The organism is Enterobacter sp. KB-221C9, from assembly GCF_041320715.1.
In the GTDB taxonomy this organism is placed as follows: Bacteria; Pseudomonadota; Gammaproteobacteria; order Enterobacterales; family Enterobacteriaceae; genus Enterobacter; species Enterobacter asburiae_D.
The window spans coordinates 80,659-102,608 of the sequence record NZ_JBGIWG010000009.1; the positions used below are offsets into that span (position 1 = coordinate 80,659).

At 57.2% G+C, this 21,950-nt stretch carries 22 protein-coding genes; 8 read left to right on the forward strand and 14 right to left on the reverse strand.

The genetic code is table 11. The features are described 5' to 3' along the window. Nucleotides 1-2: 2 nt before the first annotated feature. A complete protein-coding gene (znuA, locus tag AB8846_RS14820) occupies nt 3-947 on the reverse strand; it encodes a zinc ABC transporter substrate-binding protein ZnuA (protein ID WP_063143730.1) in 945 nt (314 codons plus the stop codon). A gap of 77 nt (nt 948-1,024) precedes the next feature. Here znuA and znuC point away from each other — a divergent pair, with 77 nt between their 5' ends. Continuing rightward, complete coding sequence (gene znuC / locus AB8846_RS14825) at nt 1,025-1,780, forward strand: zinc ABC transporter ATP-binding protein ZnuC (RefSeq protein ID WP_023312233.1); 756 nt, start codon at nt 1,025-1,027, stop codon at nt 1,778-1,780. After that, a complete protein-coding gene (znuB, locus tag AB8846_RS14830) occupies nt 1,777-2,562 on the forward strand; it encodes a zinc ABC transporter permease subunit ZnuB (protein WP_370733035.1) in 786 nt (261 codons plus the stop codon). Before znuC ends, znuB begins: the two co-directional genes overlap by 4 nt. Before the next feature lie 70 nt (nt 2,563-2,632). Here the strand turns inward: znuB and ruvB are convergent, their stop codons facing one another. The 6 genes from ruvB to aspS form a co-directional block, all read right to left on the reverse strand. After that, nucleotides 2,633-3,643: a Holliday junction branch migration DNA helicase RuvB gene (gene ruvB, locus AB8846_RS14835; RefSeq protein ID WP_023336108.1), complete on the reverse strand. Its 1,011-nt coding sequence runs from the start codon at nt 3,641-3,643 to the stop codon at nt 2,633-2,635. Nucleotides 3,644-3,651: 8 nt separating this feature from the next. Next, the gene (ruvA, locus tag AB8846_RS14840; protein WP_063143705.1) at nt 3,652-4,266 is read right to left on the reverse strand and encodes a Holliday junction branch migration protein RuvA; all 615 of its coding nucleotides are present in this window, start codon (nt 4,264-4,266) and stop codon (nt 3,652-3,654) included. 80 nt (nt 4,267-4,346) lie between these two features. Beyond that, nucleotides 4,347-4,868: a crossover junction endodeoxyribonuclease RuvC gene (gene ruvC, locus AB8846_RS14845; RefSeq protein ID WP_063143704.1), complete on the reverse strand. Its 522-nt coding sequence runs from the start codon at nt 4,866-4,868 to the stop codon at nt 4,347-4,349. Between the two features lie 34 nt (nt 4,869-4,902). After that, complete coding sequence (locus AB8846_RS14850) at nt 4,903-5,643, reverse strand: YebC/PmpR family DNA-binding transcriptional regulator (protein ID WP_010432574.1); 741 nt, start codon at nt 5,641-5,643, stop codon at nt 4,903-4,905. 27 nt (nt 5,644-5,670) lie between these two features. Continuing rightward, complete coding sequence (gene nudB / locus AB8846_RS14855; RefSeq protein ID WP_033145850.1) at nt 5,671-6,114, reverse strand: dihydroneopterin triphosphate diphosphatase; 444 nt, start codon at nt 6,112-6,114, stop codon at nt 5,671-5,673. A 1-nt stretch (nt 6,115) separates the two neighbouring features. After that, entirely contained in the window at nt 6,116-7,888 is a 1,773-nt protein-coding gene (gene aspS, locus AB8846_RS14860) for an aspartate--tRNA ligase (protein ID WP_063143703.1), read from the reverse strand. Between the two features lie 263 nt (nt 7,889-8,151). Between aspS and AB8846_RS14865 the strand changes: the two genes are divergently transcribed. From AB8846_RS14865 to cmoB, 5 genes are read left to right on the forward strand one after another with little or no spacing between them, the layout of a single operon-like run. Then, a complete protein-coding gene (locus tag AB8846_RS14865) occupies nt 8,152-8,718 on the forward strand; it encodes a hydrolase (protein ID WP_370733036.1) in 567 nt (188 codons plus the stop codon). Continuing rightward, the gene (locus AB8846_RS14870; RefSeq protein ID WP_331412031.1) at nt 8,715-9,533 is read left to right on the forward strand and encodes a DUF72 domain-containing protein; all 819 of its coding nucleotides are present in this window, start codon (nt 8,715-8,717) and stop codon (nt 9,531-9,533) included. Before AB8846_RS14865 ends, AB8846_RS14870 begins: the two co-directional genes overlap by 4 nt. A gap of 51 nt (nt 9,534-9,584) precedes the next feature. Continuing rightward, on the forward strand, nt 9,585-9,980 hold the full coding sequence (locus tag AB8846_RS14875; protein ID WP_021240443.1) for an MAPEG family protein: 396 nt from the start codon (nt 9,585-9,587) through the stop codon (nt 9,978-9,980). A gap of 40 nt (nt 9,981-10,020) precedes the next feature. Next, entirely contained in the window at nt 10,021-10,764 is a 744-nt protein-coding gene (gene cmoA / locus AB8846_RS14880) for a carboxy-S-adenosyl-L-methionine synthase CmoA (protein ID WP_032647795.1), read from the forward strand. After that, nucleotides 10,761-11,732 carry a tRNA 5-methoxyuridine(34)/uridine 5-oxyacetic acid(34) synthase CmoB gene (gene cmoB / locus AB8846_RS14885; protein WP_023336115.1) on the forward strand — a complete coding sequence of 324 codons (972 nt, stop codon included), beginning with the start codon at nt 10,761-10,763 and terminating at the stop codon, nt 11,730-11,732. Before cmoA ends, cmoB begins: the two co-directional genes overlap by 4 nt. A 166-nt stretch (nt 11,733-11,898) precedes the next feature. Here cmoB and cutC read toward each other — a convergent pair whose 3' ends face one another. Both cutC and AB8846_RS14895 read right to left on the reverse strand, forming a co-directional pair. Continuing rightward, on the reverse strand, nt 11,899-12,642 hold the full coding sequence (cutC, locus tag AB8846_RS14890; RefSeq protein ID WP_063143699.1) for a copper homeostasis protein CutC: 744 nt from the start codon (nt 12,640-12,642) through the stop codon (nt 11,899-11,901). 79 nt (nt 12,643-12,721) lie between these two features. Continuing rightward, nucleotides 12,722-13,282 (reverse strand): VOC family protein, encoded by a 561-nt coding sequence (locus tag AB8846_RS14895; protein WP_370733037.1) that lies wholly within the window; start codon nt 13,280-13,282, stop codon nt 12,722-12,724. A 239-nt stretch (nt 13,283-13,521) separates the two neighbouring features. Here AB8846_RS14895 and argS point away from each other — a divergent pair, with 239 nt between their 5' ends. Then, a complete protein-coding gene (gene argS, locus AB8846_RS14900; protein WP_370733038.1) occupies nt 13,522-15,255 on the forward strand; it encodes an arginine--tRNA ligase in 1,734 nt (577 codons plus the stop codon). Nucleotides 15,256-15,331: 76 nt separating this feature from the next. On the opposite strand, the gene AB8846_RS14905 is transcribed toward argS, so the two are convergent. The 5 genes from AB8846_RS14905 to flhB all read right to left on the reverse strand — a co-directional run bounded on the left by AB8846_RS14905 (nt 15,332) and on the right by flhB (nt 21,933). Continuing rightward, nucleotides 15,332-16,471 (reverse strand): glycoside hydrolase family 105 protein, encoded by a 1,140-nt coding sequence (locus tag AB8846_RS14905; RefSeq protein WP_370733070.1) that lies wholly within the window; start codon nt 16,469-16,471, stop codon nt 15,332-15,334. Nucleotides 16,472-16,475: 4 nt separating this feature from the next. Then, entirely contained in the window at nt 16,476-18,059 is a 1,584-nt protein-coding gene (locus AB8846_RS14910; RefSeq protein WP_370733039.1) for an MFS transporter, read from the reverse strand. Between the two features lie 262 nt (nt 18,060-18,321). Next, complete coding sequence (locus tag AB8846_RS14915; protein ID WP_370733040.1) at nt 18,322-18,714, reverse strand: flagellar protein FlhE; 393 nt, start codon at nt 18,712-18,714, stop codon at nt 18,322-18,324. Then, on the reverse strand, nt 18,714-20,792 hold the full coding sequence (gene flhA, locus AB8846_RS14920; protein ID WP_063143694.1) for a flagellar biosynthesis protein FlhA: 2,079 nt from the start codon (nt 20,790-20,792) through the stop codon (nt 18,714-18,716). The genes AB8846_RS14915 and flhA overlap by 1 nt, the downstream gene beginning before the upstream one ends. After that, nucleotides 20,785-21,933 (reverse strand): flagellar biosynthesis protein FlhB, encoded by a 1,149-nt coding sequence (flhB, locus tag AB8846_RS14925; protein WP_063143693.1) that lies wholly within the window; start codon nt 21,931-21,933, stop codon nt 20,785-20,787. Before flhB ends, flhA begins: the two co-directional genes overlap by 8 nt. Nucleotides 21,934-21,950 lie beyond the last annotated feature (17 nt).

Below are 21,950 nucleotides of genomic sequence, written 5' to 3' on the forward strand. Positions count from 1 at the left end.
CGTTAATCTCCTTTCAGGCAGCTCGCATACTGGTTCGCCAGTTGGCTGAGGAACTGCGAATAGCTCGCTTTGCTCAACTGGATATTCGTACCTAGCGGGTCAAGGGTTCCCATGCGCACGGATGTTCCCCTGGCCACGGCTTCTACGACCGCTGGCCTGAACTGTGGCTCAGCAAAAACGCATGTCGCTTTTTGCTCAACCAACTGTGTTCTGATTTCATGTAAACGCTGCGCACCAGGCTGAATTTCAGGGTTGACGGTGAAGTGACCCAGTGGGGTCAAACCGTAATGTTTTTCGTAATAGCCGTAGGCGTCATGAAAAACGAAATACCCTTTACCTTTCAACGGTGCGAGCTCATTACCTACCTGCTTATCGGTTGCGGCTAATTGTGCCTCAAAATCCTTCAGGTTGGCGTCTAGTTTGGCTCGACTTTGCGGCATAAGTTCCACTAATTTGTCATGGATTGCAACCGCTGAAAGCCGCGCTATCTCTGGGGATAACCAAAGATGCATGTTGTACTCGCCGTGATGGTGATCTCCATCACCTTTTTCACCGTCTGCAGCATGATGGTCATGTTCGTCGCCGTCGTCATCCGCCCCTTTCATGAGCAACGGTTTCACGCCGGGAAGTTCGGCAATCGCGACCTGCTTTTCGCCAGCAACCTGTTTTGCTGACTTCTGCATGAACGCTTCCATTTCCGGGCCAATCCAGACGACTAAGTCCGCGTTTTGTAAGCGTTTTACATCTGACGGGCGCAGGGAATAGTCATGTTCGGATGCACCATCAGGGAGCAGAACCTGAGTTTCCGTTACCCCGTCGGCAATGGCCGACGCGATGAATCCGAGTGGTTTAAGCGAAGCGACAACCGCAGCGTTAACATCTTGTGCGGTTGTACCCCAAAGGGCAGCGGATAATGCTGCGAAAAGAAGCGTATTTTTATGTAACATAATGCGACTAATCATCGTAGTGAATGCGTGGAATGTGATATTATAACATTCGTTGACTTCTTCAAGCTTAAAATGACATGACGACATTGGTTTCTCTTGAAAATATTTCGGTCTCATTCGGCCAGCGCCGCGTCCTCTCTGACGTGTCGCTCGATCTGAAGCCCGGTAAAATTCTGACGCTGCTCGGTCCCAATGGCGCAGGCAAATCCACCCTGGTGCGCGTGGTGCTGGGCCTGGTCGCACCCGATGAAGGCGTGATCAAGCGCGAGGAAAAATTGCGAATTGGCTATGTGCCGCAAAAACTCCACCTCGACGCCACGCTGCCGCTGACGGTCAGCCGTTTTCTGCGTCTGCGCCCCGGCACACGGAAAGCCGATATTCTCCCGGCACTGAAACGCGTGCAGGCGGGCCATCTCGTCGATGCGCCGCTGCAAAAACTGTCCGGCGGTGAAACGCAGCGAGTGTTACTCGCCCGCGCGCTGCTGAGCAGCCCGCAGCTGCTGGTACTGGATGAGCCGACTCAGGGCGTGGACGTGAATGGTCAGGTTGCGCTTTATGATTTGATCGACCAGCTACGTCGAGAGCTTGATTGCGCAGTGCTGATGGTGTCTCACGATCTCCATCTGGTGATGGCAAAAACCGACGAAGTGCTGTGTCTCAACCATCATATCTGCTGCTCCGGTACGCCTGAAGTGGTGTCAATGCACCCGGAATTTATCTCCATGTTCGGCCCTCGAGGCGCCGAACAGCTGGGCATTTACCGTCATCATCATAATCATCGCCATGATTTACAGGGACGAATCGTACTGCGTCGGGGAAATGGACACTCATGATTGAACTGTTACTGCCCGGCTGGCTGGCCGGGATTATGCTTGCCTGCGCCGCGGGCCCGCTCGGCTCGTTTGTCGTCTGGCGCAGAATGTCCTATTTTGGCGATACTCTGGCGCATGCGTCTCTGCTGGGCGTTGCCTTTGGTCTGCTGCTGAATGTGAATCCTTTTTACGCGGTGATTGTGGTTACGCTGCTGCTGGCTGCCGGTCTGGTCTGGCTGGAAAAGCGCCCTCACCTCGCAATTGATACGCTGCTTGGCATTATGGCGCACAGTGCCCTGTCTCTGGGCCTTGTGGTGGTCAGCCTGATGTCCAATATTCGCGTTGATCTGATGGCCTACCTGTTCGGCGATCTTCTGGCCGTGACGCCGGAAGATCTTATTTCTATTGCCATTGGCGTGGTGGTGGTGCTCGCTATTCTGCTCTGGCAGTGGCGGAATTTGCTGGCCATGACCGTCAGTCCGGATCTGGCATTTGTCGACGGCGTGAAGCTGCAGCGCGTAAAACTGCTGCTGATGCTGGTGACGGCGTTAACGATTGGTGTAGCGATGAAGTTTGTCGGCGCGCTGATTATTACGTCGCTGCTGATCATCCCTGCCGCCACGGCGCGTCGCTTTGCCCGTACGCCGGAGCAGATGGCGGGTGTAGCGGTTATCGTCGGGATGGTTGCGGTAACGGGTGGGTTAACCTTCTCGGCGTTCTACGATACGCCTGCGGGGCCGTCCGTGGTGCTGAGTGCGGCGGTGCTGTTTATCTTCAGTATGATGAAGAAGACCGCACAGTAGCGGGTATGTCCCCGGTGGCGCTTCGCTTACCGGGGCTACAAAACCATCCGAAACCGTCATCCGGCACGATTTACGGCATTGCCGGTGGCGTAATGCCGAAATGATTCCACGCCCGCACCGTCGCCATACGTCCACGCGGGGTGCGCTGCAGGAAGCCCTGCTGGATCAGATACGGCTCCAGCACATCTTCAATCGTCTCGCGCTCTTCCCCAATTGCCGCCGCCAGGTTATCCAGCCCGACCGGGCCGCCAAAGAACTTGTCCAGCACAGCCAGCAGCAGTTTACGGTCCATATAGTCAAAGCCTTCGGCATCGACGTTCAGCATATCCAGCGCCTGAGCGGCGATCTCGGCGGAAATCGAGCCATCGTGCTTCACTTCGGCAAAGTCACGCACGCGGCGCAGCAGGCGGTTGGCGATACGCGGCGTACCGCGGGAACGCTTCGCCACTTCAAACGCCCCCTCTTCGCTCATTTCCAGCCCCATATAGCGGGCGCTGCGGCCAACGATGTGCTGGAGGTCCGCCACCTGGTAAAACTCAAGACGCTGCACGATGCCGAAACGGTCGCGCAGCGGAGAGGTCAGGGACCCGGCGCGGGTGGTAGCGCCAATCAGGGTAAACGGCGGCAAATCGATTTTGATGGAGCGCGCGGCCGGGCCTTCACCGATCATGATATCCAGCTGGTAATCTTCCATCGCCGGGTAGAGCACTTCCTCCACCACCGGTGACAGGCGGTGGATCTCATCGATAAACAGCACGTCATGCGGTTCGAGGTTGGTCAGCATCGCAGCGAGATCGCCCGCCTTCTCCAGCACCGGGCCGGAGGTGGTGCGTAGGTTGACGCCCATTTCATTGGCGACGATATTCGCCAGCGTGGTTTTCCCCAAACCCGGAGGGCCAAAAATCAGCAGGTGATCGAGCGCATCGCCGCGCAGTTTTGCCGCCTGGATGAAAATCTCCATCTGGGAACGAACCTGCGGCTGGCCGATATACTCATCAAGCAGCTTAGGGCGGATCGCGCGATCCACCACGTCCTCTGCCTGAATTGTGCCTGCCGATACCAGGCGGTCTGCTTCAATCATCCTTTACCTCACAATGCAGCGCGCAGCGCTTCGCGAATCAGGGTTTCACTGCTGGCATCCGGTTTGGCAATTTTACTCACCATACGGCTGGCCTCCTGAGGTTTATAGCCCAGCGCCACCAGCGCGGCAACCGCTTCCTGCTCGGCGTCATCATCCGTCGCAGGGCCGCCAGGAGAGGTCAGCACTAAATCGGCAGCCGGCGTGAACAGATCGCCATGCAGACCTTTAAAGCGGTCTTTCATCTCAACAATCAGGCGCTCGGCGGTTTTCTTGCCGATGCCCGGAAGCTTAATCAGCGCCGCAGGATCTTCGCGCTCAACGGCATTCACAAACTGTGCCGCTGACATGCCGGATAAAATCGCCAGCGCCAGCTTCGGACCGACGCCGTTGGTTTTAATCAGCTCGCGGAACAGGGTCCGTTCCTGCTTGTTATTGAAGCCGTACAGCAGCTGGGCATCTTCACGCACCACAAACTGAGTAAAGACAATCGCCTCTTTGCCCGCGTCCGGCAGCTCGTAGAAGCAGGTCATCGGCATATGGACTTCATAGCCCACGCCACCCACTTCCAGCAGCACTAACGGGGGTTGTTTTTCAATGATGATGCCTCTGAGTCTGCCTATCACGTGACGCTCCTGCGTTCTGGGAGAAATTAACTGCCGACATAATAAAAAAAGGCTGGATGTTTATCCAGCCTGATTTGTCATTATCGTAACCTGCCTCGCGCCAGATTGAGCCGCGAGTCGCTCATTTGCATCGCGTTCTGGCTGACGTGACAGTGGGTAATCGCAATCGCCAGCGCATCGGCGGCGTCGGCCTGCGGGTTCGCAGGAAGCTTCAGCAAAGTACGCACCATGTGCTGCACCTGGCTTTTCTCCGCGCTACCAATGCCCACCACCGTCTGCTTGACCTGACGTGCCGCGTACTCGAATACCGGCAAATCCTGGTTCACGGCAGCGACGATGGCAACGCCGCGCGCCTGACCAAGCTTTAGCGCCGAATCGGCGTTTTTCGCCATAAAGACCTGCTCAATGGCGAAAAAGTCAGGCTGAAACTGGGTGATGATCTCCGACACGCCCGCATAGATGAGCTTCAGGCGCGACGGCAGATCCTCTACTTTAGTGCGAATACAGCCACTGCCCAGGTAGGTTAACTGGCGTCCCACCTGACGGATAACGCCATAACCGGTGACGCGTGAGCCTGGGTCAATCCCGAGAATAATCGACATCACGCGTCTCCTGTAACGGGTTTATACGCTCTCATTAGAGAGTCGCTGCAACCTCATCAGAGATTTCACCGTTGTGGTACACTTCCTGCACGTCGTCGCAGTCTTCGAGCATGTCGATCAGACGCAGCAGTTTTGGTGCCGTTTCCGCATCCATGTCCGCTTTGGTGGACGGGATCATGGACACTTCAGCGTTGTCCGCTTTCAGGCCAGCCGCTTCCAGCGCGTCGCGCACGGCACCCATCTCTTCCCACGCGGTGTAAACGTCGATAGCACCATCATCGAAGGTCACAACGTCTTCAGCACCGGCTTCCAGGGCCGCTTCCATAATTGCATCTTCATCGCCTTTCTCGAAGGAGATGACGCCTTTTTTGCTGAACAGGTAAGCAACGGAACCGTCAGTGCCCAGGTTGCCACCGGTTTTGGTGAACGCGTGGCGCACTTCCGCAACAGTACGGTTACGGTTGTCAGACAGACACTCAACCATCACCGCAGTACCGCCAGGGCCGTAACCTTCATAAATGATGGTTTCCATGTTCGCGTCTTCATCACCGCCCACGCCACGTGCGATTGCACGGTTCAGGGTGTCGCGCGTCATGTTGTTAGACAGCGCTTTATCGATCGCTGCACGCAGACGCGGGTTAGAACCCGCATCGCCGCCGCCCAGACGCGCTGCTGTCACCAGCTCGCGAATGATTTTGGTAAAGATCTTACCGCGCTTGGCATCCTGTGCCGCTTTGCGGTGTTTGGTGTTGGCCCACTTACTATGACCTGCCATAAAAAGTTCTCCAAAAATCGCGCCTTCTCAGGCTGCGTTAATTACAAATTCTTCAATCGCCTGCCGGTTGCTCCACGACTTGGTCAGTGCGGCGGCGTCCGCCGCATTCACCCAGCGGTAGGTCAGGTGTTCGGTAAACACGATCTCCCGTTCATGGGGGAGCGCGAGACAGAACCACGACTCCGTATTGCGCTCGGTACCCGGCGCATAGCGATGACGTAAATGGCTAAAAATTTCAAACTCCACCGTGCGCTGACAGTCCTTCAGGGTCAGTTGCTCGCGGGCAACGTCAATGGTGACCTCTTCCTTTACTTCACGCGCGGCGGCCTGCGACGCGGTCTCCCCCTCTTCCAGACTGCCGGTTACCGACTGCCAGAAATCAGGGTCATCGCGCCGCTGCAACATCAGCACCCGCTTCGTGTCTTCTGCATAAATGACCACCAGGACCGAAACGGGAAGCTTATATGCCATATCAGTTTTTCTCTTCCTTCTTCACCACTTCAATGCCCAGTTCGGCCAGAGAGGCCGGGTTGGCAAAGCTTGGCGCTTCGGTCATCAGACACGCTGCGGCAGTGGTTTTCGGGAAGGCAATAACATCACGAATGTTATCGGTGCCGGTCAGCAGCATGGTCAGGCGGTCAAGACCGAAGGCCAGACCCGCGTGCGGAGGCGTGCCGTATTTCAGGGCGTCCAGCAGGAAGCCGAACTTCTCGCGCTGCTCCTGCTCGTTGATGCCCAGAATGCCGAACACGGTCTGCTGCATTTCGCCGCTGTGAATACGCACGGAACCGCCGCCCACTTCGTAGCCGTTGATAACCATGTCATAAGCGTTCGCAACCGCGTCTTCCGGCGCCGCTTTCAGCTCTGCCGCACTCATGTCTTTTGGCGAGGTGAACGGGTGGTGCATTGCGGTAAGACCGCCTTCACCATCGTCTTCAAACATTGGGAAGTCGATAACCCACAGCGGCGCCCATTTGTTTTCGTCGGTCAGGCTCAGGTCTTTGCCGAGCTTCAGACGCAGCGCGCCCATCGCATCCGCCACGACTTTCTTGTTGTCTGCGCCGAAGAAGATCATGTCGCCGTCCTGCGCGCCGGTGCGCTCAAGGATCGCTTCCACGATGTCTGCGTTCAGGAACTTCGCTACCGGGCTGGTGATACCTTCCAGACCTTTCGCACGCTCGGTCACTTTAATATAGGCTAGACCTTTCGCGCCGTAGATCTTGATGAAGTTGCCGTAGTCGTCGATCTGCTTACGGCTCAGTGCTGCACCACCCGGTACACGCAGCGCTGCTACGCGGCCTTTAGGATCGTTAGCCGGGCCAGAGAATACGGCAAACTCAACGCCTTTCACCAGGTCTGCCACGTCCACCAGCTCCATCGGGTTGCGCAGGTCTGGTTTGTCGGAGCCGTAGCGACGCTCGGCTTCAGCGAAGGTCATGATGGGGAAATCGCCCAGTTCAACGCCTTTCACGTCGTTCCACAGGCTACGCACCAGGGCTTCCATCACTTCACGCACCTGCTCGGCGGTCATGAAGGAGGTTTCCACGTCGATCTGGGTAAATTCTGGCTGGCGGTCAGCGCGCAGGTCTTCGTCGCGGAAGCATTTAACGATCTGATAGTAGCGATCGAAGCCGGACATCATCAGCAGCTGTTTGAAGAGCTGTGGAGACTGCGGCAGCGCGTAGAATTTACCTTTATGAACGCGGGATGGGACCAGGTAATCGCGCGCGCCTTCCGGCGTGGCTTTGGTCAGCATCGGGGTTTCGATGTCGAGGAAACCGTGGTCATCCATAAAGCGACGCACCAGGCTGGTGATTTTCGCACGGGTTTTCAGGCGCTGAGCCATTTCCGGGCGACGCAGATCCAGGTAGCGGTATTTCAGACGCGCTTCTTCAGTGTTGACGTGGTTGGAGTCCAGCGGCAGCGCTTCTGCACGGTTGATAATCACCAGATCGGACGCCAGCACTTCGATGGCGCCCGTCGCCATGTCGGCGTTGACGTTTTTCTCGTCACGCGCACGCACGGTGCCGGTAACCTGAATGCAGAACTCATTACGCAGCTCAGAGGCCAGCTTCAACGCATCTGCGCGATCCGGGTCGAAGAACACCTGAACGATACCTTCGCGGTCGCGCATATCGATGAAGATAAGGCTACCAAGATCACGACGACGATTGACCCAACCACATAGGGTTACCTGCTGTCCGACGTGGGACTGACGCAGCTGCCCGCAATATTCTGTACGCATGAGATATCCCTTAATTAGCCGCAGGCTAAATGTCGCCTGGTATGCAGGCTACTATGTCGCAGCTTTCTGTATGTCACAACTGGATGAAAAAAGGCGGCTATTATACTGGAAATTCCGCCGGACGATAAGAGCGAACCACGGCCTGGCGGTCGTTTGCTGCACTCTTATTGCGCATTCTCACAAAAATTAACAAAATTATCCGACCAGGAACAGGCCATCACGTCGTATGGTGTCTGGAAGTGACTAATTTAACGGGAGTAACGATGTTAACACTTGATGCCAGTAAAACCGCACTTGTCGTGATTGATTTACAGGAAGGCATTCTGCCCTTCGCCGGTGGCCCGCATACCGCGGATGATGTGGTCAGCCGCGCCGCGCGTCTGGCGGAAACATGTCGTGCCAGCGGTGCGCCTGTTGTCTTGGTGCGCGTCGGCTGGTCCGCTGATTTTGCCGAAGCCTTAAAACAGCCCGTCGACGCGCAGGCCGCGGCACATGCACTGCCGGATAACTGGTGGACGTACCCGGTCTCACTCGGCAAACGCGACAGCGATATTGAAGTGACCAAACGCCAGTGGGGCGCCTTCTACGGTACCGATCTCGAACTGCAGCTCCGCCGTCGCGGCATCGACACCCTCATTCTGTGCGGCATTTCCACCAATATCGGCGTGGAGTCTACCGCCCGCAACGCGTGGGAGCTGGGCTTTAATCTGGTGATCGCCGAAGATGCCTGCAGCGCAGCCTCCGCGGAACAGCATCAGGGCAGCATGACCCATATCTTCCCGCGCATCGGCCGCGTGCGCAGCACGGATGAGATTGTCAGCGCGCTATGATGTATGTTGGCCTGCCCCAGTGGTCGCACCCGAAATGGGTGCGCCTTGGCATCACCAGCCTTGAGGAGTATGCCCGACACTTCAACTGTGTCGAGGGTAATACCACCCTGTATGCGCTCCCCAAAGCCGAGATTGTTGCGCGCTGGCGGGAACAAACGACCGACGACTTCCGCTTCTGCTTCAAGTTTCCGGCCACCATTTCCCACAACGCCGCGCTGCGTAACTGCGGCGATTTGACCGAAGAATTTTTCGCGCGCATGTCGCCGCTGGCGAACCGCATCGGTCAGTACTGGATCCAGCTACCCGCCACGTTTGGCCCGCGCGATTTGCCAGCGCTCTGGCAGTTCCTTGATGCCCTGCCCCGTGAATTCACCTACGGCGTGGAAGTCAGGCATCCTGAATTTTTTGCGAAGGGCGAAGCAGAAAAAGCGCTCAATCGCGGCCTGCTTGAGCGTTCCGTTAACCGGGTGATCCTCGATAGCCGCCCGGTTCACAGCGCTGTCCCCCATAGCGAAGCCATCGTTGAAGCGCAGCGTAAAAAACCGAAAGTGCCGGTCCACGCCATCGTGACCGCACATAACCCCATGGTCAGGTTTATCGGCAGCGATAACATGCAGCAAAATCAGGCGATGTTCGCCGTCTGGCTGCAAACATTGCCGAAGTGGGAACATACCACTACGCCGTATCTCTTTTTGCACACGCCGGATATCGCCCAAGCGCCCGAACTGGTCGATGCTCTGTGGCAGGCCTTGCAGGCCGCGGTGCCGTCCGTGGGCAGCGCCCCTGCCATCCCACAACAATCTTCTCTTTTCTGATATCACCCCCTATCATAGTGAAGTGCCATCTGCCAAAAACAGGGAGTTTGTATGGTCAGCGCGCTGTATGCGGTGTTAGGTGCATTACTGCTGATTAAGTTTTCATTTGATGTTGTGCGCCTCAGAACGCTGTACCGTGTCTCTTACGGTGACGGGGGATTTTCAGAACTACAAAGCGCTATCCGCATTCATGGCAACGCGGTCGAATACATTCCCGCAGCCTTAATCCTGCTGCTGTTTATGGAGATGAATGGCGCAGAAACCTGGATGGTGCACATCTGTGGCCTGCTTCTTATTGCTGGCCGCCTGATGCATTATTACGGCTTTCACCACCGCTTAATCCGCTGGCGTCGTTCCGGCATGAGTGCGACCTGGTGTTCGCTTTTGCTGATGGTGCTGGCTAACCTGTGGTATATGCCGTGGGAGTTGGTTTTCTCCCTCCATTAGCGCACAATACGCCACTTTATTTTTCCCGGATTTTTACGTTATGTCAGATCGCGACACGCTTTTTTCCGCGCCTATCGCCAGCCTGGGCGACTGGACCTTCGATGAACGGGTAGCCGAAGTCTTCCCGGATATGATCCAGCGCTCTGTTCCCGGTTATTCCAATATTATCTCTATGATCGGCATGCTGGCTGAGCGCTTCGTTCAACCCGGCACGCAGGTCTATGACCTGGGCTGCTCGCTCGGCGCGGCAACGCTGTCGGTTCGTCGTAATATTCACCAGGAAGGCTGCCGAATCATTGCCGTCGATAACTCCCCGGCCATGGTTGAGCGCTGCCGTCGCCATATCGACGCGTACAAAGCCCCTGTTCCGGTAGACGTGGTGGAAGGTGACATCCGCGAGATTGAGATCAATAACGCCTCGATGGTGGTGCTGAATTTCACCCTTCAGTTCCTGGTGCCTGAAGACCGCCAGCTGCTGCTGGATAAAATTTATCAGGGGCTGAATCCCGGCGGCGCGCTGGTGCTCTCGGAGAAATTCAGCTTCGAAGATGCCGAGGTTGGCGAGCTGCTGTTCAATATGCACCACGATTTCAAACGGGCGAACGGCTACAGCGAGCTGGAGATCAGCCAGAAGCGCAGCATGCTCGAAAACGTGATGCTGACGGATTCCGTAGAAACCCACAAAGCGCGTCTGAGCAAAGCCGGGTTTGAGCACAGCGAACTGTGGTTCCAGTGCTTTAACTTTGGCTCTCTGGTGGCGCTGAAAGCGGGAGAATCCGCATGATCGAATTCAGTAACTTCTATCAGCTGATTGCCAAAAACCAGCTCTCCCACTGGCTGGAAACCTTGCCCGCGCAGATTGCCGCCTGGCAGCGCGATCAGCAGCACGGCCTGTTAAAGCAGTGGTCAAACGCGGTGGAGTTTCTGCCCGAACTGACCCCGTACCGTCTGGATCTTCTGCACAGCGTAACCGCCGAGAGCGAAGAGCCGCTCCCGGCCGGGCAGATCAACCGCATCGAAACGCTGATGCGTAACCTGATGCCGTGGCGCAAAGGGCCGTTTTCACTTTACGGCGTGAACATCAATACCGAATGGCGCTCGGACTGGAAATGGGATCGCGTTCTGCCCCACCTTTCCGACCTGACCGGGCGTACCATTCTGGACGTGGGCTGCGGCAGCGGTTACCACATGTGGCGCATGATTGGCGCGGGCGCGCATCTGGCGGTCGGTATTGACCCGATGCAGCTGTTCCTGTGCCAGTTTGAAGCGGTGCGCAAGCTGCTGGGCAACGACCAGCGCGCGCACCTGCTGCCGCTGGGCATCGAACAGCTCCCCGCCCTGAAAGCGTTTGATACCGTCTTCTCCATGGGCGTGCTGTATCACCGTCGTTCTCCGCTTGAACACCTGTGGCAATTGAAGGATCAGCTGGTCAGCGGCGGCGAGCTGGTGCTGGAAACGCTGGTGATTGAAGGTGATGAGCATGCCGTTCTGGTGCCGGGCGATCGCTACGCGCAGATGCGCAACGTTTACTTCATCCCTTCCGCGCTGGCGCTGAAGAACTGGCTGGAGAAGTGCGGGTTTGTGGATGTGCGGATTGCCGATGTCAGCGTGACCTCAATTGAGGAACAGCGCCGCACCGACTGGATGATCACCGAATCGCTGGAGCAGTTCCTCGACCCGGCCGACCACAGCAAAACCATCGAAGGCTATCCGGCCCCGATGCGCGCGGTGTTGATTGCGACCAAGCCGTAGCCCTTTAGCCGGGCGGCGGCTACGCCTTACCCGGCCTACTCAGTGAAGGTTTTCTCCAAAACAGAAATATGAAGGAGAAAAAAAGGCCCCTGTTGAAATTGCAGGGGCCTGGTACAAGCAAGCATCATATTGGGCGACATGATGCGCGGTAAAAATCGGTACGTTGCTACACGTGATGGCGCTCAATCAGCGACTTCATTTCCGCAACCGACTCTCCCTCTACGCCGTAGCGTGAATACTCATCCGCTTCAGCGTCCGTCGACATTGACAACCCTGTATTGCGATAACGCATGGGCGAAGGTATCCATTTACCTGCGGAGCTGTGCAGCTCTTCTACCCCGGCGTTTAAAAACCGTTCCAGATTGCTGGCGCGGACTCCCGCACCCGCCATTATTATTGGAACACCGGAATGTGCTTTTAGTTCCGTAATTAATTGCAGTCCTTTTTCAGCTGACGCCTGTTGACCGGATGTCAGGATGCGCGCCACGCCAAGTTCTCCCAGCGTTTCAAAGGCCTGAAGCGGATCTTTACACATATCAAATGCGCGATGAAAAGTGACGGCCAGCCCCTGGGCGGCGCTCATAATCTGACGCATGCGCGGTAGATCGATATTGCCGTCTTCATCCAGCAGGCCGGTGACCAGCCCCGGAAACCCCAGATCCCGAACGAGCGCGATATCATCAAGCATGGCACTGAACTCGCCCGCCGTGTAACAAAAATCACCGCCGCGCGGACGAATAATCGGGTGAACGGGAATAGTGACGGCCTGACGGGCAGACTTCAACACGCCGAAGGACGGCGTCAGCCCGCCCTCTTTGGGTGCCGCGCACAGTTCAATGCGGTCAGCCCCGTATTTTTGCGCGGTCACGGCACACTCCACGCTGTAACAACAAATCTCCAGCAGCGCCATTTAATCCTCCTGAAATCCCACTAAACGCACCATCATGCCACCCCGTCAATTTTCAGTCCCGGCGTGAACTCACATCTTCTTACGCTTCGCTGGCAACGATCTGTTCAATGGTCCACGGATGAAACTTCACCGTAACCTGCCCGTCCGTGACGGCCAGCGTCGGGTTAGGTAACCGCTCGCGCTCGCCTTTGGGGGAACTTGTCTTCACAAAAATTCCCGGCTTGCTTAAACCCTCGTCAGACAGCAGGGCCAGCGCGCGCGCGTTCAACGTCTCCGGCTCTCCCGGCAGGACAATTTCGATATGTTCCCAGCCTTCGTGCGGATAGCGTTTCTCACCCGGCCACGGCAGTTCAACCACGGTGAATTGCCAGTGCGCCACGCTCACCGGTTCATGCAGTTTAAACAGGCAAATGGGGCGACCATTAATGATGTTCTCGGAGAGCAACTCACCGCACTGCTCAAACCCGCGACGCCAGCGCTCGGCGGTGGCATTCTGATGACAGCGCAAAGAGATGTGATCGGCCACAAGCGGTGCGATATCCAGACCCAGACGGGTGGCAAGTTCTGTGAACGCCTGGGTGAAGCGCGGTAAATCTGCGGAAATATCATGCAGTTCGTCAATGGATTGCCAGTTCGCCATAATTCACTCTCTTTTCGTGTCGCAAAGCCGCTAATTTACTCTGTTGACCTGTTTTGACCAACCGCAGAATCCGGCTTTTTGCGACTGCATGATTATGCACACCTTCACTGCCTGGATTCTGAGCGATCTTCGGGGCCCGTGATGCTGACGCCAGAAGGCATTTGCAGTATACTCCCGCCCTAAATTCTTTAACTGGCGCGGGCGGTTGTAGGCCCGCATCAAAAACGTAAGGTATCCAGGTGAATATTCAGGCTCTTCTCTCCGAAAAAGTCAGTCAGGCACTGATTGCCGCAGGTGCGCCTGCGGATTGCGAACCGCAGGTTCGTCAGTCAGCAAAAGTACAGTTTGGCGACTATCAGGCTAATGGCGTGATGGCAGCGGCTAAAAAACTGGGCATGCCGCCGCGACAGCTCGCTGAGCAGGTACTGACGCATCTGGATCTTTCCGGCATTGCCAGCAAAACCGAAATCGCCGGTCCGGGCTTTATCAACATCTTCCTTGAGCCTGCATTCCTGGCACGCCACGTTGACGCGGCGCTGAAATCTGACCGTCTGGGTGTTTCCCAGCCGGAGGCGCAGACCGTCGTGATCGACTACTCTGCCCCGAACGTGGCGAAAGAGATGCACGTTGGCCACCTGCGCTCCACCATCATCGGTGATGCCGCAGTGCGCACGCTCGAGTTCCTCGGTCACAAGGTGATCCGCGCGAACCACGTGGGCGACTGGGGTACCCAGTTCGGCATGCTGATTGCCTACCTGGAAAAACAGCAGCAGGAAAACGCGGGTGAAATGGCGCTGGCGGACCTGGAAGGGTTCTACCGCGAAGCCAAAAAACACTACGATGAAGACGAAGCCTTTGCCGAGCGCGCGCGCAGCTACGTGGTAAAACTGCAGGGCGGCGATCAATACTTCCTCGAGATGTGGCGCAAGCTGGTTGACATCACCATGTCTCAGAACCAGCTCACCTATAACCGCCTGAACGTCACCCTGACCCGTGACGACGTAATGGGTGAAAGCCTCTATAACCCAATGCTGCCCGGCATTGTGGCCGACCTGAAAGCCAAGCACCTGGCGGTTGAGAGCGAAGGCGCAACGGTTGTGTTCCTTGATGAGTACAAAAACAAGGAAGGCGAACCGATGGGCGTGATCATCCAGAAAAAGGATGGCGGCTATCTCTACACCACCACCGATATCGCCTGCGCGAAATACCGTTACGAAACGCTGCACGCTGACCGCGTGCTGTACTACATCGACTCCCGTCAGCACCAGCACCTGATGCAGGCGTGGACCATCGTGCGCAAAGCCGGTTACGTGCCGGACTGCGTTCCGCTGGAACACCACATGTTCGGCATGATGCTGGGTAAAGACGGCAAGCCGTTCAAAACCCGCGCGGGCGGTACCGTGAAGCTGTCCGACCTGCTGGACGAAGCGCTGGAACGCGCCCGCCGTCTGGTGGCCGAGAAGAACCCGGACATGCCTGCTGACGAACTGGAAAAACTGGCGAACGCCGTGGGTATCGGTGCGGTGAAATACGCGGATCTCTCCAAGAACCGTACCACCGACTATATCTTCGACTGGGATAACATGCTGGCGTTTGAAGGCAACACCGCGCCGTATATGCAGTATGCCTACACCCGCGTGCTCTCCGTATTCCGTAAGGCTAACATCGACGAAAGCGCGCTGGCGAATGCTGCCGTGACCATCACGGAAGACCGTGAAGCACAGCTGGCGGCGCGTCTGCTGCAGTTCGAAGAGACGCTGACGGTTGTCGCGCGTGACGGAACGCCGCACGTGATGTGTGCTTACCTGTACGATCTGGCGGGTCTGTTCTCCGGCTTCTACGAGCACTGCCCTATTCTGTCTGCGGAAAACGAATCGGTCCGCAACAGCCGCCTGAAGCTGGCGCAGCTCACGGCGAAGACCCTGAAGCTGGGTCTGGATACCCTGGGTATCGAAACCGTAGAACGCATGTAATACAAAAAACCCGGCGCAAGCCGGGTTTTGTTTTGTAGCCCCGGTAAGCGCAGCGCCACCGGGGATATCCACAGGTTCAGAAGTATTTCCGCAAATATTCCGTCAGACACAGTATCGCCATCGCCTGCCCGTACGGCATTGAGGTCAGCGGGATCTGGCGATAAAACGCCAGATCGCTTCCCATTCCCGTACCGAACGACGTTTGCAACAGCTCGCCTTCCGGCGAGATATTCGTGACGATACCGCGAATCGCTTTTTCTGCCACTTCGGCATACTCCGCGCCAACATAGCGCTTGCGCACGGCTTTCAGAATGCCGTAGGCAAACCCCGCCGTAGCGGACGCCTCAAGATACGAATGGGGATCGTCAAGCAGCGTGTGCCATAGCCCACTATCGTCCTGATACTTCGCCAGCGCGGCAATCTGCGCATTCAATACCTGCACCAGGTAGCGGCGCACGGCGTTGTTTTCCGGCAGATCCACCAGCTCGAGGAAGTCCGGGATGACGATAGTGAGCCAGCTGTTGCCGCGCGCCCAGCGGGCATTGGCGAAGTTGTGATTACCGTCGTAGCTCCAGCCGTGGAACCACAGCCCGGTCTCCCGGTCCATCAGGTTCTGCACGTGCAGCAGGAACTGATAAACCGCCTCTTCAACGTATTCCGGTTTGTTGAGCAGCTTGCCGATTTTCGCCAGCGGCAGCACCGTCATCATCAGCGTGTCATCCCACATCTGCTGGTGGTTCTCTTCCGCCAGGGTGATGTGCTGCATCCCGCCGTGTTCAGTGCGCGGCATCTCGGCCATCGCCCATTCCGCCCAGCTTTCCAGCCACGGCAGCCAGGCCTGATTTTTGGTCTCTTCGTATCGATAGGCCAGCGTCAGGAACGGCGACATGGTATTCACGTTTTTGGTGGTCGCGCCTTCCGCAAAGCGGTCGGCAAACCAGCTGTCGATGATGCCTCGCATACCTTCGTCGCCGGTCTGGCAGTAATACTGCCAGATACCGTACAGGCCGACGCCGTGCGTCCACTCCCATCCGGCCCAGCATTTGGTGTCGATCACGCGCCCGTCGTCCAGCCGCAGCAAAAATTCACCCGTTTCGTCGTGGATACTGACCAGGCTATGCGTCACCTTTTGAATCAGCGATTTCAGCTCGTCCCGGGCAATAAAGCGCTCTGGCTGACGCAGTAACGGGCTATGTTTGACAGGCCAAACTTTCATCATCTTAACCTCTGTTGTATGTCGAATTCAGTACCGCGCGATCCTTCAGCGAAGGTGCCGCTGGCTTGTTGCGATTCAGATAACCGATGTTGTTATTGCCCCACAGTGACTCATAAGGCATACCGGCCAGCATCTCGACGGTGGCGCGGGCGTGTGGCGTCGCTGAGTCAGGCATCGCATGACCACACTCACGCATTTTCGCGGTCTCCTCGCGCAGCGTGCTGTGGGTCTGCAAATTGAGCTTGAAGCGCAGGGAAACGAGGAAGCCGCAGAACAGCACAAGAATGGTGCCCACGCTCAGGATCATCAAAATGGTGTGGCTCACTTCCGCAGGCTGTACTTTCTGACCGCTGACAAAGCCGGACATCTGCATCACAATGCCCACCAGCATCACCGCACCGGCCTGTGATGCCTTACGGGTCAGGGTCATGATGCCCGCGAAGATCCCTTCGCGGCGCTGGCCGGTGATCACTTCATCCACGTCAGCAATGTAGGTGTAGGTATTCCATGGCACGTAGTTGATACCGCCGCGGCCCAGCCCAGCCACCGCAGAGATCAGCAACAGCAGAGCATAGACGTCGCTCAGGCCCGCGTAATAGAGCATGGCGTAAGAGAGAGACGCCAGGCCAAACAGCACCACGACCATGCGGTAGGACGGTGCAGGCCCGAAGCGGATACACAGCGGGATCATGGCGATAACCGCAAGGAACTGGAAGATAGCCATCGTGCCCAGCAGATTGGACGCCATTGACGCTTCCTGCATCAGCACGAACACCACGTAGTAGGTGAATACCGCATTAAACACGTCCTGTGCGATATAGCCGCCGAGGTACATGCCCAGATGCTGACGGAAAATTTTGATGCGCAGCGTGGAGCTTAACTCAACGAACAGGCGGTTGAGGCTCTGCCCCAGCGTCAGCTTCTTCTTCTCTTCTTCAGCACGCAGCGCCGCTTCAGACCACTCTTCGCGCGGGCGTTCCCAGGTGAAGAACCAGACGAAGGTCAGCATCAGCGCGCAGAGCACGGAGAAGACCAGGCTTGCGTAGAAGAAGGAAACCGCGTTGTCTTTCCCGAAGTGGGTCAACAGGATCCCCGGCAGGAAGGAGGCCAGAATGGCGGACATCTGCGCCATAGAGATACGCGCCCCGGAGAACTTGGTTTTCTGTTTAAAGTCGTCAGTCATTTCCGGCACCAGCGTTTCGTACGGCACCAGAATCATGGTGTAGACAATATCAAACACCAGATAGGTCAGCAGGTAGTACCAGAAGCTCATGTCGCCAACCCACATCAGCGAGTAGCTGAACACGCACGGAATCCCCAGCAGGATAAAGAACTTACGACGGCCGAAGCGCTTACCGAGCCAGGTCGTACCAAAGTTATCGGTTAAAAAGCCCATTAACGGGCTAACAACGGCATCCAGCACCCTTGCCGCGGCAAAGATGAACGTGGCTTCGATCGGTGAGAGTCCGCAGAAGGTGGTATAAAAATATAAAAGCCAGGCCGCCGTCAGGGCGGTAGTACCCGCCCCGAGGAAATCGCCTGATCCGTAAGCAAGATAATTTGCGAGTCCAATTTTACGTGTTTTCATTGCCGTCAACCCTAATCAGTTTTGGGAGACTCCCTGCAAGCAAGCTTCGTCCGGGAGCTTTTATACGGCTACAGTAAATGCATTGGCCTGTTGATACCTTTCTGTTTCTGCCATCACAAAGCGGGTGAATGGCAAAAATGCAAAGAGTATCGTCACGCGCGTCACTGATTTATAAAACAGTGTTTCTATTTATTCAAAAGGTGAAGGCAGTTTTGAGAGCCAGCCATCAGAATTGCCTGATGGCTGGTGAAAAGACAGGGTGTTAGCGGTAGTTCACGATGACAGAATTACTCTGTACTTTCAGGGCCGGGATTAAGCGTCCACCGCCCGGAACTTCCCAGATGAAACGCAGAGGTTCAATGGCCGGTACGCCGTTGAACGCCTGCGTTGTGCCATTTTCGCCGTCGATTTCCGTGCAGCGCGTCTGAGAACAGAGGCGCACCCGCAGTCCGGCCGGGGTTGGGCCAATCAGCCGGTAGTTCCAGACCACAAGGCCCATCAGACCGGAAACCTCTTCAGAAGGCGACAGCGGGTTAGAGGACATGGCGACGCCCCGGTTGCTGAGGGTCACACCCATGCTGCTCGCCTGCCAGGTCCCCTCTCCGCCAGCCTGTGCCGCCAGCGGGAAGAGCAAAATCCAAAGCCATTTACGCATTATTTTCCTCCAATCGTCGCGGTCATGCGGATATGACGGTTATCCGACAGCTCCAGATTCGACAGCACGACCAGCTGATTCAGGCTACGACGCAGGAAGCGCGACAGCAGCGGACGCAGCGCATGGTTCACCAGCAGCACCGGCGGCGCGCCCAGCATCTCCTGACGCGCCAGCGCCTCCTGCGTTTGCGCCAGCAGACGATCCGCCAGCCCCGGCTCCAGCCCGCCCCCGCCCTGCAGGGCCTGCAGCAGCAGACGTTCAAGCGGCGTATCGAGGCCAATAACCTGCACTTCTCCGGTTCCCGGGAACCACTGCTGGGTGATCGCGCGTCCCAGCGCCACGCGCACCACCGCCGTCAGCTCGTGCGGATCGCTCTGGATTGGCGCATGCTCTGCCAGCGTTTCCAGAATGGTGCGCATGTCACGGATCGGCACCTTTTCTTCGAGCAGGTTTTGCAGCACCTTGTGCAGCGTCGTCAGCGTCACCACGCCCGGGACCAGATCTTCCGTCAGCTTCGGCATCTCCTGCGTGACGCGGTCCAGCAGCTGCTGCGCTTCCTGGCGGCCAAACAGCTCCGCCGAGAATTGCCCAATCAGGTGGTTAAGGTGGGTCGCCACCACGGTACTGGCCTCAACAACCGTATACCCCTGGATCTGCGCCTGCTCTTTCAGGGCACTTTCAATCCAGATAGCGGCCAGGCCAAAGGCCGGATCGATGGTTTGCTCGCCCGGCAGCGTGCCTGCGGCGGTGCCCGGGTTAATCGCCAGCCAGCGGCCCGGATAGGCATCACCGCTGCCAATTTCGACACCTTTCATCAGAATGCGGTAGCGCGCGGGCGGCAGGTCCATGTTGTCCCGGATGTGGACAACCGGCGGCAGGAAGCCCATATCCTGCGCGAATTTTTTACGAATACTGCGAATACGGCCAAGCAGTTCGCCATCCTGCTGGAAATCGACCATCGGGATCAGGCGATACCCGACCTCCATTCCCAGGGAATCTTCCAGCTGAACGTCGTTCCAGGTGGCTTCTACGGCCTGGGTGTTCTCCGGCATTTTGACCGGAACAGGCTCCGCCGCAGGTTTGATTTCACGACCGCGCATCCACCAGGCAAGCCCCAGCAGGCCCGCCGTAAACAGCAGGAAGACGAGGTTTGGCATCCCCGGCACCAGACCGAGCAAACCGAGAACGGCAGCGGCCAGCAGCATAACGCGCGGGTTGCTGAAAAGCTGGCCCACCATCTGCTCGCCAACGTCCTGATCGGTACTCACGCGGGTCACAATCACGCCCGCCGCCGTGGAGATAACCAGCGCCGGGATCTGCGCGACCAGACCGTCACCGATGGTCAGCAGCGTATAGCTTTCCGCCGCGTGACCCATGTCCATCCCGTGCTGCAATACCCCCACCAGCAGGCCGCCGACCACGTTAATCACCATGATCAGAATGCCCGCGATGGCGTCACCGCGCACAAACTTACTCGCACCGTCCATGGAGCCGTAGAAGTCGGCCTCCTGCGTCACTTCCGAACGGCGCTTTTTGGCTTCATCTTCGGCGATAAGACCGGCGTTCAGGTCGGCGTCGATCGCCATCTGCTTGCCCGGCATCCCGTCCAGCACAAAACGCGCGCCGACTTCCGCGATACGCCCTGCACCTTTGGTGATAACCATAAAGTTGATGATAACGAGGATAACGAACACCACGATACCGATAGCGAAATTGCCGCCCACCAGGAAGTGGCCGAACGCCTCCACCACTTTACCTGCCGCTGCCGCACCGGTGTGACCTTCCATCAGGATGATACGCGTGGACGCCACGTTCAGCGCCAGTCGTAGCAAGGTGGTAAACAGCAGAATGGTCGGGAACGCGGCGAACTCCAGGGTACGCTGGGTGAACATCGCCACCAGCAGCACCATAATGGACAGCGCAATATTGAAAGTGAAAAGCAGATCGAGGATGAACGCCGGGAGCGGCAGTACCATCATCGACAGAATTAGCAGGATCAGAATCGGCCCGGCAAGGATCTGCCATTGGGTCGATTTCAGGTTGCCGGGCAGGCGCAACATTGCCACCAGATTAGCCATCAGTGTCCTTCTCGTTCATAAAATCCAGCGCGGCAGGCACCGGAAGGTTCTCAGGTTTCACAGGCCGTTGACCGCCGGCCAGACGCCAGCGCTTCAACTGCCATACCCAGGCCAGCACTTCCGCCACGGCGGCGTAGAGTTGTCCCGGGATCTGTTGTCCAATATCCGCATGGCGGTACAGAGCACGCGCCAGCGGAGGGGCTTCCAGGATCGGCACGCGGTGTTCTGTGCCAATTTCCCGGATACGCAGTGCGATCAGTCCGGCCCCTTTCGCGACGACTTTCGGCGCGCTCATTTTGTTTTCGTCATAGCGCAGCGCAACGGAATAGTGCGTCGGGTTGGTAACAATGACGTCGGCCTTCGGCACATCTTCCATCATGCGTCGACGGGCGACGGCACGCTGCATCTGGCGGATGCGCCCTTTCACGTGCGGGTCACCTTCCATCTGCTTATATTCGTCGCGAATATCCTGACGTGACATGCGCAGTTTTTTGAAGTGGGTATAAAGCTGGAAGATCACGTCAAAACCCACCATCGGGATAATGCTGAGCACCACCAGCAGCGCGCAGAGCCCGACCAGATTCATCGCGTTGCTCATCGCGGTGAGCGGCGATTCGCTGATAAGACGCATCATTTCCGGCCAGTGGTACCAGAGGTAAAACCCTGCGGAACTGCCCATCAGCACCGATTTGAGAACGGCTTTGAGCAGCTCGGCCCCGGTCTGCGCTGAGAACATTTTCGCAATGCCCGGCAGCGGGTTCAGTTTGGAAAATTTCGGCTGCAGCGATTTGGCGCTAAAGACCAGACCGCCCAGCATTACCGGAGAGACCAGCGCGACCAGCACGACCCCGGTAATCAGGGGCAACAGCGCGACCATGGCCCCTTTAATAAGCTGAATAATCTGGCTGAGGATCAGATTTGGATCGTTGACCATGCTGTGGTCAAAACGTAAGCCGGTAGACAACATCCCCGCCAGCTTGCGGGCGAGCGACTCCCCGCCCCACCAGATAATGCACACCCCTACGATAAGGATCAGCAGGGAGGTCAATTCTCGGGATCGGGGGATCTGCCCTTCCTCACGCGCCTTTTCTAGTCGGTGGGGTGTGGGGGCTTCCGTTTTGTCGTCGTTCTCTTCTGCCACAGTGCATGCTCAGCCCA

What these genes read in the sequence shown, in the direction of transcription:
- AB8846_RS14895 (WP_370733037.1), bottom strand. Translation starts at nt 13,282, where the DNA reads ATGGCGAACTGGCAATCCATTGACGAACTGCATGATATTTCCGCAGAT.
- AB8846_RS14915 (WP_370733040.1), bottom strand. Translation starts at nt 18,714, where the DNA reads ATGCGTAAATGGCTTTGGATTTTGCTCTTCCCGCTGGCGGCACAGGCT.
- flhA (WP_063143694.1), bottom strand. Translation starts at nt 20,792, where the DNA reads ATGGCTAATCTGGTGGCAATGTTGCGCCTGCCCGGCAACCTGAAATCG.
- AB8846_RS14850 (WP_010432574.1), bottom strand. Translation starts at nt 5,643, where the DNA reads ATGGCAGGTCATAGTAAGTGGGCCAACACCAAACACCGCAAAGCGGCA.
- cmoA (WP_032647795.1), top strand. Translation starts at nt 10,021, where the DNA reads ATGTCAGATCGCGACACGCTTTTTTCCGCGCCTATCGCCAGCCTGGGC.
- cmoB (WP_023336115.1), top strand. Translation starts at nt 10,761, where the DNA reads ATGATCGAATTCAGTAACTTCTATCAGCTGATTGCCAAAAACCAGCTC.
- AB8846_RS14865 (WP_370733036.1), top strand. Translation starts at nt 8,152, where the DNA reads ATGTTAACACTTGATGCCAGTAAAACCGCACTTGTCGTGATTGATTTA.
- cutC (WP_063143699.1), bottom strand. Translation starts at nt 12,642, where the DNA reads ATGGCGCTGCTGGAGATTTGTTGTTACAGCGTGGAGTGTGCCGTGACC.
- znuA (WP_063143730.1), bottom strand. Translation starts at nt 947, where the DNA reads ATGTTACATAAAAATACGCTTCTTTTCGCAGCATTATCCGCTGCCCTT.
- AB8846_RS14910 (WP_370733039.1), bottom strand. Translation starts at nt 18,059, where the DNA reads ATGAAAACACGTAAAATTGGACTCGCAAATTATCTTGCTTACGGATCA.
- znuB (WP_370733035.1), top strand. Translation starts at nt 1,777, where the DNA reads ATGATTGAACTGTTACTGCCCGGCTGGCTGGCCGGGATTATGCTTGCC.
- aspS (WP_063143703.1), bottom strand. Translation starts at nt 7,888, where the DNA reads ATGCGTACAGAATATTGCGGGCAGCTGCGTCAGTCCCACGTCGGACAG.
- ruvC (WP_063143704.1), bottom strand. Translation starts at nt 4,868, where the DNA reads ATGTCGATTATTCTCGGGATTGACCCAGGCTCACGCGTCACCGGTTAT.
- AB8846_RS14875 (WP_021240443.1), top strand. Translation starts at nt 9,585, where the DNA reads ATGGTCAGCGCGCTGTATGCGGTGTTAGGTGCATTACTGCTGATTAAG.
- AB8846_RS14870 (WP_331412031.1), top strand. Translation starts at nt 8,715, where the DNA reads ATGATGTATGTTGGCCTGCCCCAGTGGTCGCACCCGAAATGGGTGCGC.
- znuC (WP_023312233.1), top strand. Translation starts at nt 1,025, where the DNA reads ATGACGACATTGGTTTCTCTTGAAAATATTTCGGTCTCATTCGGCCAG.
- nudB (WP_033145850.1), bottom strand. Translation starts at nt 6,114, where the DNA reads ATGGCATATAAGCTTCCCGTTTCGGTCCTGGTGGTCATTTATGCAGAA.
- AB8846_RS14905 (WP_370733070.1), bottom strand. Translation starts at nt 16,471, where the DNA reads ATGAAAGTTTGGCCTGTCAAACATAGCCCGTTACTGCGTCAGCCAGAG.
- ruvB (WP_023336108.1), bottom strand. Translation starts at nt 3,643, where the DNA reads ATGATTGAAGCAGACCGCCTGGTATCGGCAGGCACAATTCAGGCAGAG.